The organism is Mediterraneibacter sp. HA8405 (assembly GCF_056148955.1).
This window is the reverse complement of the sequence record NZ_CM148758.1, coordinates 1,856,886-1,869,560: the sequence shown is the minus strand read 5'-3', so window position 1 is coordinate 1,869,560 and position 12,675 is coordinate 1,856,886. Positions and strand designations below refer to the sequence as shown.

At 44.9% G+C, this 12,675-nt stretch carries 16 protein-coding genes and 1 other annotated feature (1 of these 17 cut by a window edge); of the genes, 1 reads left to right on the top strand and 15 read right to left on the bottom strand.

What is annotated here, in order from left to right; genetic code table 11:
* Nucleotides 1-128, bottom strand: a binding site (T-box leader) (it extends 119 nt beyond the left edge of the window).
* 28 nt (nucleotides 129-156) lie between these two features.
* From AC0QUU_RS08755 to AC0QUU_RS08695, 13 genes are all read right to left on the bottom strand, one after another.
* The gene (locus AC0QUU_RS08755; protein WP_474542161.1) at nucleotides 157-1,176 is read right to left on the bottom strand and encodes a DUF2804 domain-containing protein; all 1,020 of its coding nucleotides are present in this window, start codon (nucleotides 1,174-1,176) and stop codon (nucleotides 157-159) included.
* Nucleotides 1,177-1,327: 151 nt separating this feature from the next.
* On the bottom strand, nucleotides 1,328-1,684 hold the full coding sequence (rplT, locus tag AC0QUU_RS08750) for a 50S ribosomal protein L20 (RefSeq protein ID WP_474542160.1): 357 nt from the start codon (nucleotides 1,682-1,684) through the stop codon (nucleotides 1,328-1,330).
* A gap of 102 nt (nucleotides 1,685-1,786) precedes the next feature.
* Nucleotides 1,787-1,984 (bottom strand): 50S ribosomal protein L35, encoded by a 198-nt coding sequence (rpmI, locus tag AC0QUU_RS08745; protein WP_427806457.1) that lies wholly within the window; start codon nucleotides 1,982-1,984, stop codon nucleotides 1,787-1,789.
* Between the two features lie 55 nt (nucleotides 1,985-2,039).
* Nucleotides 2,040-2,534, bottom strand: coding sequence for a translation initiation factor IF-3 (infC, locus tag AC0QUU_RS08740; RefSeq protein ID WP_474542159.1), 495 nt, complete (start codon nucleotides 2,532-2,534; stop codon nucleotides 2,040-2,042).
* A 308-nt stretch (nucleotides 2,535-2,842) separates the two neighbouring features.
* Nucleotides 2,843-3,706, bottom strand: a complete 864-nt coding sequence (locus tag AC0QUU_RS08735; RefSeq protein WP_474542158.1) for a DegV family protein — start codon at nucleotides 3,704-3,706, stop codon at nucleotides 2,843-2,845.
* 184 nt (nucleotides 3,707-3,890) lie between these two features.
* Nucleotides 3,891-5,258, bottom strand: coding sequence for a spore germination protein (locus AC0QUU_RS08730; RefSeq protein ID WP_474542157.1), 1,368 nt, complete (start codon nucleotides 5,256-5,258; stop codon nucleotides 3,891-3,893).
* 202 nt (nucleotides 5,259-5,460) lie between these two features.
* Complete coding sequence (locus AC0QUU_RS08725) at nucleotides 5,461-6,123, bottom strand: biosynthetic peptidoglycan transglycosylase (protein WP_474545548.1); 663 nt, start codon at nucleotides 6,121-6,123, stop codon at nucleotides 5,461-5,463.
* A gap of 118 nt (nucleotides 6,124-6,241) precedes the next feature.
* A complete protein-coding gene (locus AC0QUU_RS08720) occupies nucleotides 6,242-6,763 on the bottom strand; it encodes a dCTP deaminase/dUTPase family protein (protein WP_474542156.1) in 522 nt (173 codons plus the stop codon).
* Nucleotides 6,764-6,777: 14 nt separating this feature from the next.
* Nucleotides 6,778-7,698 carry a homoserine O-acetyltransferase MetA gene (gene metA / locus AC0QUU_RS08715; protein ID WP_474542155.1) on the bottom strand — a complete coding sequence of 307 codons (921 nt, stop codon included), beginning with the start codon at nucleotides 7,696-7,698 and terminating at the stop codon, nucleotides 6,778-6,780.
* 234 nt (nucleotides 7,699-7,932) lie between these two features.
* Nucleotides 7,933-8,247, bottom strand: a complete 315-nt coding sequence (locus AC0QUU_RS08710) for a DUF1540 domain-containing protein (protein ID WP_474542154.1) — start codon at nucleotides 8,245-8,247, stop codon at nucleotides 7,933-7,935.
* Between the two features lie 66 nt (nucleotides 8,248-8,313).
* Nucleotides 8,314-9,168 carry an aldo/keto reductase gene (locus AC0QUU_RS08705; RefSeq protein ID WP_474542153.1) on the bottom strand — a complete coding sequence of 285 codons (855 nt, stop codon included), beginning with the start codon at nucleotides 9,166-9,168 and terminating at the stop codon, nucleotides 8,314-8,316.
* A 12-nt stretch (nucleotides 9,169-9,180) separates the two neighbouring features.
* A complete protein-coding gene (locus AC0QUU_RS08700; RefSeq protein WP_474542152.1) occupies nucleotides 9,181-9,915 on the bottom strand; it encodes a YdcF family protein in 735 nt (244 codons plus the stop codon).
* On the bottom strand, nucleotides 9,916-10,431 hold the full coding sequence (locus AC0QUU_RS08695; protein WP_474542151.1) for an SEC-C metal-binding domain-containing protein: 516 nt from the start codon (nucleotides 10,429-10,431) through the stop codon (nucleotides 9,916-9,918). It abuts the gene before it with no gap.
* A 212-nt stretch (nucleotides 10,432-10,643) separates the two neighbouring features.
* Between AC0QUU_RS08695 and AC0QUU_RS08690 the strand changes: the two genes are divergently transcribed.
* Nucleotides 10,644-10,874 (top strand): hypothetical protein, encoded by a 231-nt coding sequence (locus AC0QUU_RS08690; RefSeq protein WP_474542150.1) that lies wholly within the window; start codon nucleotides 10,644-10,646, stop codon nucleotides 10,872-10,874.
* Here AC0QUU_RS08690 and AC0QUU_RS08685 read toward each other — a convergent pair.
* Together AC0QUU_RS08685 and AC0QUU_RS08680 are read right to left on the bottom strand one after the other, a co-directional pair.
* Nucleotides 10,860-11,015 carry a hypothetical protein gene (locus AC0QUU_RS08685; RefSeq protein ID WP_474542149.1) on the bottom strand — a complete coding sequence of 52 codons (156 nt, stop codon included), beginning with the start codon at nucleotides 11,013-11,015 and terminating at the stop codon, nucleotides 10,860-10,862. The two genes, AC0QUU_RS08690 and AC0QUU_RS08685, sit on opposite strands and share 15 nt — an antisense overlap.
* Nucleotides 11,016-11,201: 186 nt before the next feature.
* The gene (locus tag AC0QUU_RS08680; RefSeq protein WP_474542147.1) at nucleotides 11,202-12,482 is read right to left on the bottom strand and encodes an adenylosuccinate synthase; all 1,281 of its coding nucleotides are present in this window, start codon (nucleotides 12,480-12,482) and stop codon (nucleotides 11,202-11,204) included.
* Nucleotides 12,483-12,675 lie beyond the last annotated feature (193 nt).

Sequence of the window (12,675 nt, the reverse complement as noted above, 5' to 3'; positions counted from 1 at the left end):
ACCTACTGTATTTTTCAGCTCGCCCTCAGAAGCCCATTCACCTTATGTCCGACATGCCGCAATTTCACCGCCTGCGGCTCTCTGCTAAGCATTCATTAAGATTACTTGCTCTTCTTCAACGGTTTAAAAAAACTTTATCACTCCTGAAAAAGAATGTCAATATCTGTTATGCACTTTTTCTGCAAAACACATAAAATCTTTCAATTCAATAAACCTGCCGTCATCCAGTACAGCACGTCCGCTCATTTTTCCGAACACCTGATGCTGATCGGACCGGATCGCCAGCCTGGATATAGATTCTGCTCTGTCAAGCACGGGAATAAATTCCATTTCAAACCGGCCGTCGTTGGAAGTAAAGGACCACGGACTCATATAATCCCCTTCCGGAATATGAAACTCAACATCATCCAGCTTATGACTTTTTCCATCATAATACAAAATATTTTCCGTTGCTGATGATGTATCCCCGGCCCCATAGCCGATATTGAACCCGAAAGTTCTGCCTCCCACAGTGCCGTTGCCCGAACTCCAGTACCAGGTGCTGTCATATGGCAGAACTCCTCTGCCCCAATCCAGCGTTCCATAATCCTGTTCCGGATCAAACCACCAGGTCATATCATCAAAGGCCATATATCCTTCTGCTCGCATACAGTTAATTTTCTGATTATAATAAAATGTCTTTTTCCCGGGCCATGTTGCGGCAATTGCCATCATGTCCATTTCCGGCCGCTCCAGAGACAGTTCACAATAAAACGGCTTCCCCTTCCAGAAATTTTTAAAGTCACAGGATATAAAATGCCTTCCTGCTTCTTTTCGGAATTCCAGGCGGAGTCTTTTATCTCTGCACACAATGGCTCCCACTTCAGAAGAAGCCGGCATTTTCATATTTCCCATAGGAAAAGGAATCAGAATTGTCTCCGTATGTTCCCACCCTTCTTTGAAGTTCAAAAGGGAAACAGACCTGAAGCCAACATGCCCTTCATCCGACAGCGTAAACCCGCAGGCATAATCCTGATTAAGGATAAGATAATAGTCTCTTTCTTTTATCCGGAACTTCGGCGAAACAATACGGCTTCTGTCATACTGCCAGACAGGATGCCTGGCCCATCCCGGCTCCTGAATTTTTCCTTCTTCGTTCAGTAGCGGCTGAAGTGAAGTCACCTCATGATTTCTCATATATTTATCACTCCCCGACAGCATGACTGTTTTACATGTGAAAACAACAAATCAAATTCTCAAAACTGTTCCCGCTCACATTCTTCAGCCATACTTAAAAATTAAGAAAAGCCCGAATCCCACCAGGGACCGGGCTTCTTTTCTTATTTTACTACGCAATCTTCTCTTTTGCAAGTGCTGCAAGAGTTGCGAATCCTTCTTTGTCATTTACTGCCAGTTCAGCCAGCATCTTTCTGTTCATTTCAACATCTGCCAGCTTCAGGCCGTGCATAAATTTGCTGTATGACAGTCCGTTCATTCTTGCTGCCGCGTTGATACGTGCAATCCAGAGCTGTCTCATCTGACGCTTGCGCTGTTTTCTTCCTGCGTAAGCTGAAGTAAGAGCTCTCATTACAGACTGTTTTGCTACTCTGTACTGTTTGGAACGGGCTCCTCTGTAGCCCTTTGCCAGTTTAAGTGTTCTGTTATGTTTCTTTTTAGCGTTCATTCCGCCTTTAATTCTTGCCATTTCTTAATCCTCCTATTATCAAAAAACCGATGTACTCATCCATTCAGACGTGCTGTTCGCAAAACAGCATCCGCTATGCCGCCTGTGTCCGTACCGCTTCTTTTACAGATACGGTAAAACCTTCTTCATGTTTTTTACATTTGTAGCATCTGTAATCGTAGACTGTCTGAGATTTCTTTTTCTCTTTGTAGACTTCTTTGTTAAGATATGGCTCTTGTAAGCTTTATTTCTTTTCAGTTTTCCTGTAGCTGTTTTTTTGAAGCGTTTTGCCGCCGCTCTATTTGTTTTGATTTTTGGCATGATAATTTCCTCCTTTATTGTGCCGCCTTCCGGTTCTTCATTTCGAAGTATTTCTTTAACGTTTTACAGTTAAGACCATACTCATATTTCTGCCTTCCAGCTTCGCAGGCTTTTCTACAACCGCGACATCTGCAAGCAGTTCTGCAAAATCATCGAGAATATGTCTGCTCTGCTGTACGTGAGCCATCTCCCTTCCGCGGAAACGAAGTGTGATTTTGACTTTATTTCCTTTGGAAATAAATTTTCTGGCATTGTTTACCTTTGTATTCAGATCGTTTGTATCAATATTCGGTGACAGACGCACTTCCTTGATCTCAACAGTCTTCTGCTTTTTCTTTGCTTCTTTTTCTTTTCTGGACTGTTCATATCTGAATTTGCCGTAGTCAATGATCTTGCACACAGGCGGTTTTGCCGCAGGCGCAATCTTTACAAGATCAAGTTCTGCCTCCTGGGCAATCTTCAGCGCCTCCCGGGCGGACATGATGCCTAACTGTTCCCCATCCTCGCCGATCAGACGAACTTCTCTGTCTCTGATCTGCTCGTTAATCATTAAATCGCTAATTGTAGTATACCTCCGTCAATGAATTTCCTTAAGGTTTCTTATGCGAAAACACAAAAAAACGAGTGAATACCATATCCACCCGACAATCAATAACACTGCTTCCAAACCACAGAAGCCGATTCATCAATATCAGACCAATAGTCACCCGATTGTGCTATGGTGAGAGTGGATACTCTACTTTGTTTTTTGCCTTACGCAAAGTTGAATATACCACACTCACCATTTATTGTCAATAATAATTTTATTTTTACAAAAAGATTTTCTGGTCTTTCAGATCTCCCCTCTTCTTGCCGGCATTACCTGTGGCTTCCCAGGCAGAATACCGCTACCACGCCTGGACCTGTATGGCTTCCGATTACCGTTCCGATATTGTTAATCAGAATGTTATGGATTCCCATTTTTTCACGTACAAGTCTTGCAACATATTCCGCGTCCTCAATACAGTCCCCGTGGGTGATCATTATAATGTCATTATCCCAGCCCTCTGCCTGTTTCACGGCCATATCCACGATTTTATTCAGAGATCTCTTCCGCCCCCGCTCTTTTCCGATCACCTGAAGTTTCCCTTCGTTATCCATATGTATGATCGGTTTGATCTGTACCAGAGTGCCGATCACAGCTGTTGTCTTTGACACCCGTCCGCCTCTGTGAAGATGGTTCAGATCATCCACTGTAACATTATGACAGATGTGAAGTTTATTTTCCTCTACCCACTCTGCCAGCTGATCTATGGTCATGCCCTCTGCTTTTCTTTTCAGAGCATGATGAAGAAGAAGACCTTCTCCCAGGCAGGCACAGAGAGTATCAATCACGATCACTTTTGCCTCCGGATATTTTTCGGACAGCATCGCTCCGGCTACACGCATACTGTTCAGCGTACCGCTTAATCCCGAAGAAAAACCGAGATGGATAATATCTTTTCCCTCTTTCAAAAATGGTTCCAGCATGTCGGCGGCTTCCTCCGGATTCACCTGAGAAGTTGTGGACATCTTCCCCTCGCGGAGTTTCGCAAAAAATTCTTTTGCGGAAAGTCCATGCATATCTGTATATGTCTGTCCATCGATCGTATACCTGAGCGGAATAACCGGCACATTTCTTTCTTCCAGCCATTCCGGTGGCAGATCCACGGTGCTGTTTACTGTGATCACATAATCTCTCATAATTAAAAATCCTCCCGAACAAATGCTCCTTCTATTTGCACTGCAGCGCCGAAAAATGCCGACGCTGCTTCTATGCTTTTTATATCATATCATTTTTCCTGTTTATAGGCAAAAGCTTTTTTCGAGAAGATATTTCGTTTTCCGTTCCTTTCCGCCGACATGACCGGGCAGACATTACGTTTCATCAATTCATCTTTACATTCATATAATTTCTTCCGGACAGGGTTTTATTGAAAATAAGAAAACAAAGAACCAGTATACATCCCGCTATAAATCCTGTCAGATTAAAAAGCGCGGTAAGTATAAGGAGCAGAAGACGCATGAATTTCAGCGCGTAGCCCAGTTCAAAGTTTGGCTGTGTATAATTTGCCACAGCTACAAATGCCATGTATAGCATTACTTCGGAGTTAAACCAGCCGGACTGCACCGAAAACTCTCCCATAACAATACCTGCAATCACACTGAGCGGTGTGCTGAGCATGGTCGGAGTATTCATGGCCGCAAGCCTGAGACCGTCAATGGAAAGTTCCAGGATCAGGAACTGAAAAATCAGAGGTATATTAACTGCATCTCTCACTGCTACAAAGGAAAAGACTTCCGGGAGCCATTCCAGGTTCTGCATAAAAAGGAGATACAGAGGCGTAAAAAATACCGTCGCGATGGTTATCAGAATCCTTGTTGTTTTCAGATATACGCCTGTCACGGTCGGAAAATAATAGTCGTTTGCCTCCTCTATCATATCCAGAATGGATGTGGGCAGAATCATTGCAGAAGGAGAATTATCCACCAGGATGACCACTTTGCCTTCCAGAAGGCAGGCGGCAGCTGTGTCCGGGCGTTCCGTATATTTGAATTTGGGGAACGGATTGAACCATTTTCTTTTAAAGAGGGCTTCCGCAAGGCTCTGCTGATTCATCCGCAGATCTCCCAGCCGCAGGCTTTCAATTCTTTTTTTCAGATTATCCAGCAGTTCTTTGTCCACCCGGTCTGACATATAGCAGAGCGCAATATCCGTGCGCGACGCCTGCCCTGCCTCCGCCATCTCCATAATCAGATGAGGATCCCGGATTCTCCGGCGCATCAGAGCAGTGTTAAATACAATTGTCTCTACAAATCCGTCTCTTGAACCTCTGAGTGACTTGTCTTTGTCCGGCTCATCCACGCTTCGGGCCGGATAAGTACGGCAGTCAATACAGATGCATTCTTTGTACCCGTCAATAAAAAGACAGGTTGTACCTGAGAGCACATTTCGAATTACCTGGTCAAAATCTTCCAGAATATCAACCTCTACATACGGCACGTGCTTCTGCACAAAGTCATCCACATCATCCGGCATATCCCGTTCTGTAACAGAGAGAAATGAATCCATGATCTTCAGCATTGCCTCATCTTTCATAAATCCGTCGATAAAATAGAACACGGCATTCTTTCCGCCGATTATTATCTCTCTCCGGATAACGTCAAAACTCTCTTTCACCGGAAGGATTTCGTTCATATATGCTATATTTTCCTCAAAAGATATACTGAGTTTTTTTGTATCTTTTTCAACCATAGAACACATTCCCCTTTTCCGCCGCCGGGGACGCGCCGGCAGCTGCTGTTTTTCCGCGCGTCCGCAAAAAGCTGCTGTTTCTATGGCTAGACTGCCCCTGTTTCCGCAAAAATATACGGCCGCAGTACAAAATCCGCCACAGGCAGATCCGTATCCGGCCGTAAATTCTTTTTATCGTTTCATTAAATCCGGGGGGTTGTGATCAGTCCAGATACCCGGCTTTTTTCATCTTTTCAAGCACCTGCTGCTGACGCTGATACGCCAGTTCCGCGCTTGCCATAGGATTGTAATTACTGGGCGCATTGGGAATGCCGGCCAGAAGCGTACACTCATCAAATGTCATTTCAGACGGCTCTTTTCCGAAATAAGCTCTGCAGGCATCTCCGACGCACTGATACCCGTTTCCGAAATAAATCGAGTTCACATACAGCTCCAGAATCTTATCCTTGTCCAGTTCCGCTTCGATTTTAAATGCCATAAACATTTCAGCCACTTTGCGAACCAGTCTTTTTTCCTGTGTAAAGTACTGGTTCTTGGCGAGCTGCTGCGTTATGGTACTTCCTCCTTCCACGTACTCCCCTGCTCTGATATCATTGAGCAGCGCTCTCCCGATGGCAATGGGATCAATACCCGGATGTTCATAAAACCTTTTGTCCTCCACCGCAAGCACGGCATCTATGTAAGTCTGTGGCAGTTCATCCAGAGAAGTATAATTGTCAATTGACTCAATCTGCCGGGCCATCTCCTCCACGCTTTTCCCCGACAGCGCTTCCCGATATTCCCTGTATCCCTGAAACAAAAGAATGCCTCCCGCAATAAGAAGGCATAATAAAATGAAAGAACACAGCCGTTTTATCCATTTCATCATAAGCAGATACCTCCGTTCTTCTACAGTGTAACGAACCGGGCTGTATTCTTCCACAATATATTCTTACATTTTCTTTTTCTGTCTTACATTTCTGTAAGACACGGCGCGGCCTCTCCTATCCGTTCTGCCCGGTTGTGCTGCCGAAGCCGCCGTTTCTTATACTCTGTGTACAGTCATCCAGAGTAATCCCGTACTCTGTAAAGATCCCCTGCATAAAACCGTTTCCGGCTTTAATCTCAACCGTTTTTCCTTCTCTGGAATCATTGGTAAGTTTTGCGAATATATGTCCTTCATTATCTGAATAATAATAGTCGCTGTCTATAATACCGACTGTATTATTCAGCTGAAGTCTGTATTTAAAGCCCAGGCCGCTTCTCGGATAACACTTCAGCACCCACTCCGGCTCCATCCAGACGCGGATTCCGGTAGGTATTTTAACTGTCTCACCCGGCTTGAGAATAATGGCCGCCGGCGCAAAAAAGTCATAACCCGCACTTCCGGCAGTTGCCCGCTTCGGCAGACAGATTCCGTCATAGATCTGCTCGATCACTCCGGGCCGCTGTGTTCCGAATGCATCAGTCCATCCTTCCATAAACTGTTCCAGACTGACCTTTTCAAATTTTGCCACTCTTTTCATGCCTTTTTCTCCTTCTAAAACGGCGTCCCGTACAGGTCGTACGGAGTTACCTGATATACGTAATAATTCAGCCAGTTCGTATACAGATTGTTCGCGTGTGCTCTCCATGTAAGAACCGGTTTGTTCTCCGGGTCGTCATCCGGATAATAATTCTCCGGGATCTGCGGATTCAGACCTTTTCCCATATCTCTTTTATACTCTGAATCCAGTGTCATCCTGTCATATTCCGGATGCCCCATCACAAAAATCTGTCTCCCTGCTTCTGCCATGCACAGAAATACGCCTGCCTGCCGTGAATCTGCCAGAATTGTAATCCTTTCATCTGCCTCCAGCAATTCCTGGGGAACTTCGGTATGTCTGGAATGCGGCGCCATAAACACATCGTCAAAGCCTCTTACAAGAGGAATTTTCCTGTTTCTGACCCGATGGCGGTATACACCGGAAAGTTTTTTCGGCAGATCCTTCTTGCCGATTCCGTAATGATAGTACAGTCCTGCCTGAGCGCCCCAGCACAGGTGAAGGGTAGACATTACGTTTGTCGTTGTCCACTCCATAATCTCTTTTAATTCTTCCCAGTAATCCACCTCTTCAAACGGCATCTGCTCTACCGGAGCGCCGGTAATGATAAATCCGTCAAACTTTTTATTCCGCAGACTGTCAAATGGTTCATAAAATTTGTAGATATGGCTGGTTGAAGTGTTTCTGGACACATGGCTTGTCACCCGTACAAATGTCACATCTACCTGCAGAGGCGTATTCGACAGAGATCTGAGGATCTGAAGTTCTGTATCTTCTTTCAGCGGCATCAGATTAAGAAGTCCGATACTGATCGGGCGGATATCCTGGTGGGCCGCCCGGTATTCATCCATTACAAATATATTTTCCTGTTCCAGTATCTCCTTTACCGGGAGATCATTTTGTACTCGAATTGGCATATGTATTTCCCCTTTATTGTGTCTTTTCCCGCAGAAATGCTCATCCTGACCGCTTATTCCAGTCAGATTGCCCTGCACTGCCGGTCCGCAGAGACGGCGGACCGTTTACACAGTACTTGTCAAATGATTATAACGCGATTCCCGTCCGGTAGTCAATAAAGAGCCAAAATAAAATCCGGGCAGGAAACCCGGATTTCATTCTTTTTTCTGTTCCGGACTCTTTCTGCAGTCCGATTAACAGCACTTGAAAGTAGCACACTCTGTAGCGCTGCTTGTTCTGGCGTCTCCGCCTTCCACACTGATCTTTCCAGCCTGGCATTTACAGCTTTCGTTATACATGCACTCTGTAGCCTTGCAGTCTACACAGGCACAGTCAGAAGCCATCTCAAGTGAATTGGCATAGCTTCCTTCCTTTCTTTCCTGAAAACTGTCACAGCTTGTTTCTCCGGCACTTTTTGCTGTTTCCCCGCCAACCTGAATTCGGTCAAGACTGCAGAGAAAATCATTGTTGTGTACACAGGTCTGTACCGTACATTTTAATTCCGGCATAATATTACCTCCTCTTTTTCAAAATTCAGCTTTATTATGCCCGGTTTTCCGAAAAGATATTCTTTTTTATTGTATCAGTACGGTCTCTCTGTCCGGGTGTTCTCCTGACCAGCCTGCCTGGGGCATGGTTGCCAGACGGTAGATATCCTCTTTTTCTATTTCAAATGAATAAAGGTCCAGATTCTCCTTCATGCGCTCTGCAGTCGATGCTTTAGGAATCGGCATAACCCCGCGTTCCACAGCATATTTCAGACAGATCCTGGCCGGGGACACCCCGTATTTTTCAGCCAGGGATGTCACAAGAGGTTCTTCCATTACACGCCTTCGTCCGATCGGACTCCAGGCCTGTACAAGTATTCCATGTTCTTTACAGTAATTAACCGCTGCCTCCTGGCTGTATCCGGGATGGAACTCCAGCTGATCTGACACAGGCTTTATTCTGCAGTTTTCCAGAAGATTTTCAATATGATGCGGCAGAAAATTGCTCAGTCCGATGGCCCGTACCTTTCCTGCTTCATAAAGTTCTTCCAGCGCCTGCCACGTCTCTATATCCAGACGTTTCCAGTCCTCATATCCCGGCTCTGGAAGCGGCCAGTGAATCAGATAAAGATCCAGATAATCTGTTTTCAGCCGTTCCAGACTCCTCTCAAAAGCATCTTTTGCATTCTGATACCCCATCTCTGTTTTCCAGAGTTTGGAAGTAATAAAAAATTCCTCCCGGGGGATCCCGCTTTTCTCAATTGCTTCCGCCAGATACCCTTCCGTCTCATAAAACGAGGCAGTATCAAAACAGCGGTATCCCGCCTCTATCGCAGTGGATATTACCTCTGCGCTTTTTCCGTCGGCTGCTTTATATGTACCAAATCCTGCAGCCGGAATCTTTACTCCATTGGAAAGTGTGTAAAATGTCTGTTTTTCCATAGTATCTCCTTTTCATCTTTTTCCGCGGCGTCTGTGAGAGATAAAAAAATGCAGCAGCGCAAAAAACTCTCTCACAAGATAATTCAACTGATAAACCGGATTGGATGAAGCCGGCACCGTGCAGATATGCTCATACCCTTCTTCCTTTGCAATCAGAGAAGCACGGTATATGTGAAAACCATTTGTTACGATTCCTATTTTTTCTCTTTTCACATCTGCACAGGCTCTGCTGAACCGAAAATTCTCCCGAGTTGATGTGGATTTGTCCTCTCTGAAAATCCGGCTTTTCTCAACGCCCTTTTTCAGCAAATACTCCGCCATTGCGTCTGCTTCCGTAATCTCTTCGCCCGGGCCCTGTCCCCCTGATACGATTACCCTTGTCTCCGAAAAAGCCTGAAGATATCCCACCGCTCTGTCCAGTCTTCGTTTCAGAGAATCGCTTATCTCCCTTCCCCTGACCTGAGCTCCCAGTACAATAATGCAGTCAGCTTTTTCTTTTCCACCGGAAGTCATTGCCCACAGAATCCGTATTTCCACGCAGAAAAACAGAATCCATGCTGCGGCTGAGGCAGCCGCAGCCGCTTTCCCCGCCACAGAAAAAGGCGGCACACATCCGAGTACCAGATGTACGCCGCCTGCCGCCAGCCAGAATCCCGCGAAAGTGGACGTAAATTTGCGGGAATAAACGGCGAGAATAAAATAATATAATACACAAAAAGCTGCAACAGCAAAGAAAACAACTCTCATTTAAGCATTTCTTCCGCAGCACTTTTTGTATTTCTTCCCGCTTCCGCAGGGACATGGATCATTTCTTCCGATCTTTTTCCCTTTGCGGACAGTGCCGGACTCCTTCTGTTCACGATATAGTCTTCTTCTTGTCTCCTCGTCAAAGATGCGCTCCCACTGGGGCAGCTCATACAGCCAGTCCGCCTTCGCGTCAACCATGTTCTTATAAAGCTTTTCCTTATCAAAGCCCAGGCTTACTTCTGTATCTTCTGTCATCGTTTCTATCGGATTCGGCGTTTTCAGACTGTCATTGATACCGTCAAGGAATCCTGTCATAGTCATAATATCCTGGCCATATTTTTCCGCCAGTTCTCTGACTGTTCCCTTTACCTCAGTATCCGGGTCTTCCAGAAGCTGCTCATAGATGTTCTTCTCAATATTAAAATACACAGACCAGAACTTTTCCAGCTGCTCTCGTGACTTCTTTTCATCATAGGCTATGGCATGCCACTGATCCAGTAAACTCTTTTCGCTCATTGTATATTGCTCCTTTATTTTAATTTGTCCATATCAGGCAGAAAGTATTGCTCTGCCCGCCTGTTCATTATATACTAATTTGTGTTTGCCGTAAACCTTTAATTCAGGTATACTATAGCTGTAAAAGCCGGGTGTTTTTTCGAAAACACGGCTGTATGCCGGTTTCGTTTTCCCGAGTTTCGGCTATTCAGAAACAAAAGAAAGGATTTATCATGCAAAAGCTGAAACGTATATTTGCTCTTATCGGAGCAGTTCTTCTTGTAGTGTTATATGTCTGTACTCTCATCTTTGCCCTGATCGGCGCTCCCTGGGCAGATGTGATGCTGAAAGCATCCATAGGCGCAACCATACTGATCCCCGTACTTCTGTACGGTATGATCCTCATGGCACGGGTTCTGAAAAAAGATGACGACCAGGCGGACGATTCATCAGACATACAATAAATCCGCAAGGTGCAGGACGGCCTCCTCAATAGGCTGTCCTTCTTTTTTTGTATGTTCCGTTGGATTTATCGCCTGTCTTTTTTTCAGGTATTCTTCCATCGAAATAATGTCCCTGGTTTTCTCTTTGCTGTCATGACGCATAAAAATACCTCCTTTTTATCAAATCTCAGCTTTATATTATATTTTCGATGTTTATAGAATATTCCTGAAATGTGTCTTTCTGATGGCATATTTCTAAATTTTATCTTATGAAATCATAAAAAAAGCCTCTGCATACTTCCATCTCAGGAAATACGCAGAGACATTATTCTTTACAGATATTCTGTTCTACCGGCTGCGGAAGATAATATCATCCCTTCCCGGACCATTGCTGATCATTGTAATCGGATATCCGATCTCTTTTTCAATAAATTCAATATAATTACGACAGTTTTCAGGCAGCTCCTCATACTTCTTTATGCCGCGGATATCACATTTCCATCCCGGAAGGGTCTTGAACACCGGTTTTGCTTTCTCAAGAAGATGCGTAACCGGGAAATCCGTAGTTACCTTTCCGTCAATTTCATACCCGATACATACCGGGATCTCATCCAGGTAGCCAAGTACGTCCAGAACCGTAAACGCAACATCTGTTGTTCCCTGCATTCTGCAGCCGTACTTAGAAGCGACACAGTCGAACCAGCCCATACGTCTGGGACGTCCTGTTGTAGCGCCGAATTCTCCGCCGTCTCCGCCGCGTTTTCTCAGTTCATCCGCCTCAGCGCCAAAAATTTCACTGACGAAAGCGCCTGCTCCCACAGCACTGGAATATGCCTTGCAGACTGTTATGATCTGTCTGATCTCATAAGGAGGAATACCGGCTCCGATTGCGCCGTAAGCAGCCAGTGTGGAGGAAGAAGTAACCATCGGATAAATTCCGTGATCCGGATCCTTCAGTGATCCCAGCTGTCCCTCCAAAAGGATATTTTTCCCTTCTTTCAGCGCATTGTGAAGATACAGAGATACGTCACATACATACGGAGCAATCATCTCCCTGTAACCCGTAAGTTCTTTATATAAATCATCCGGATTAATCAGCGGTTTGTGATACAGATGCTCAAGCAGCACATTTTTCTGTTCTGCAATGCGTACAGATTTTTCTCTGAGCAGGTCATCATCAAACAGCTCACTTACCTGAAAGCCGATCTTTGCATATTTATCAGAATAAAACGGAGCGATACCGGACTTTGTAGAACCGAAAGATTTTTTTCCAAGCCTTTCCTCTTCATAAGCGTCAAAATTCTTGTGATAGGACATTACAATCTGAGCTCTGTCTGATACAAGAATCTTCGGCTTTGGAACTCCCCGGTCAACAATAGACTGGATCTCTTTGAAAAGAACCGGAATATCCAGAGCAACACCGTTGCCGATTATGCTGGTCGTATGATCATAAAACACTCCGGACGGCAGTGTATGCAGCGCAAATTTGCCATAGTTATTTACGATTGTATGGCCCGCATTTGCTCCGCCCTGGAACCGGACGATGATATCCGCCTCTTTTCCAAGCATATCTGTGATTTTGCCTTTCCCCTCATCGCCCCAATTTGCACCAACTACTGCTTTTACCATTTCAAACCCTCCTGCGTACTGCAATTATGAATATTACAGGCCGGTTTCCTCTCCGGCCGCCGTAAGAATTATACTATAATTTTCCCTTTCTGTAAAATGTTATTTCTTTTTTATTGTATTTAAAATGAAAAAGTATTACAATAAAAAACAGATTCGGGATGTCCTCTTTTAGTACCAGAGAGGGTCATCATCT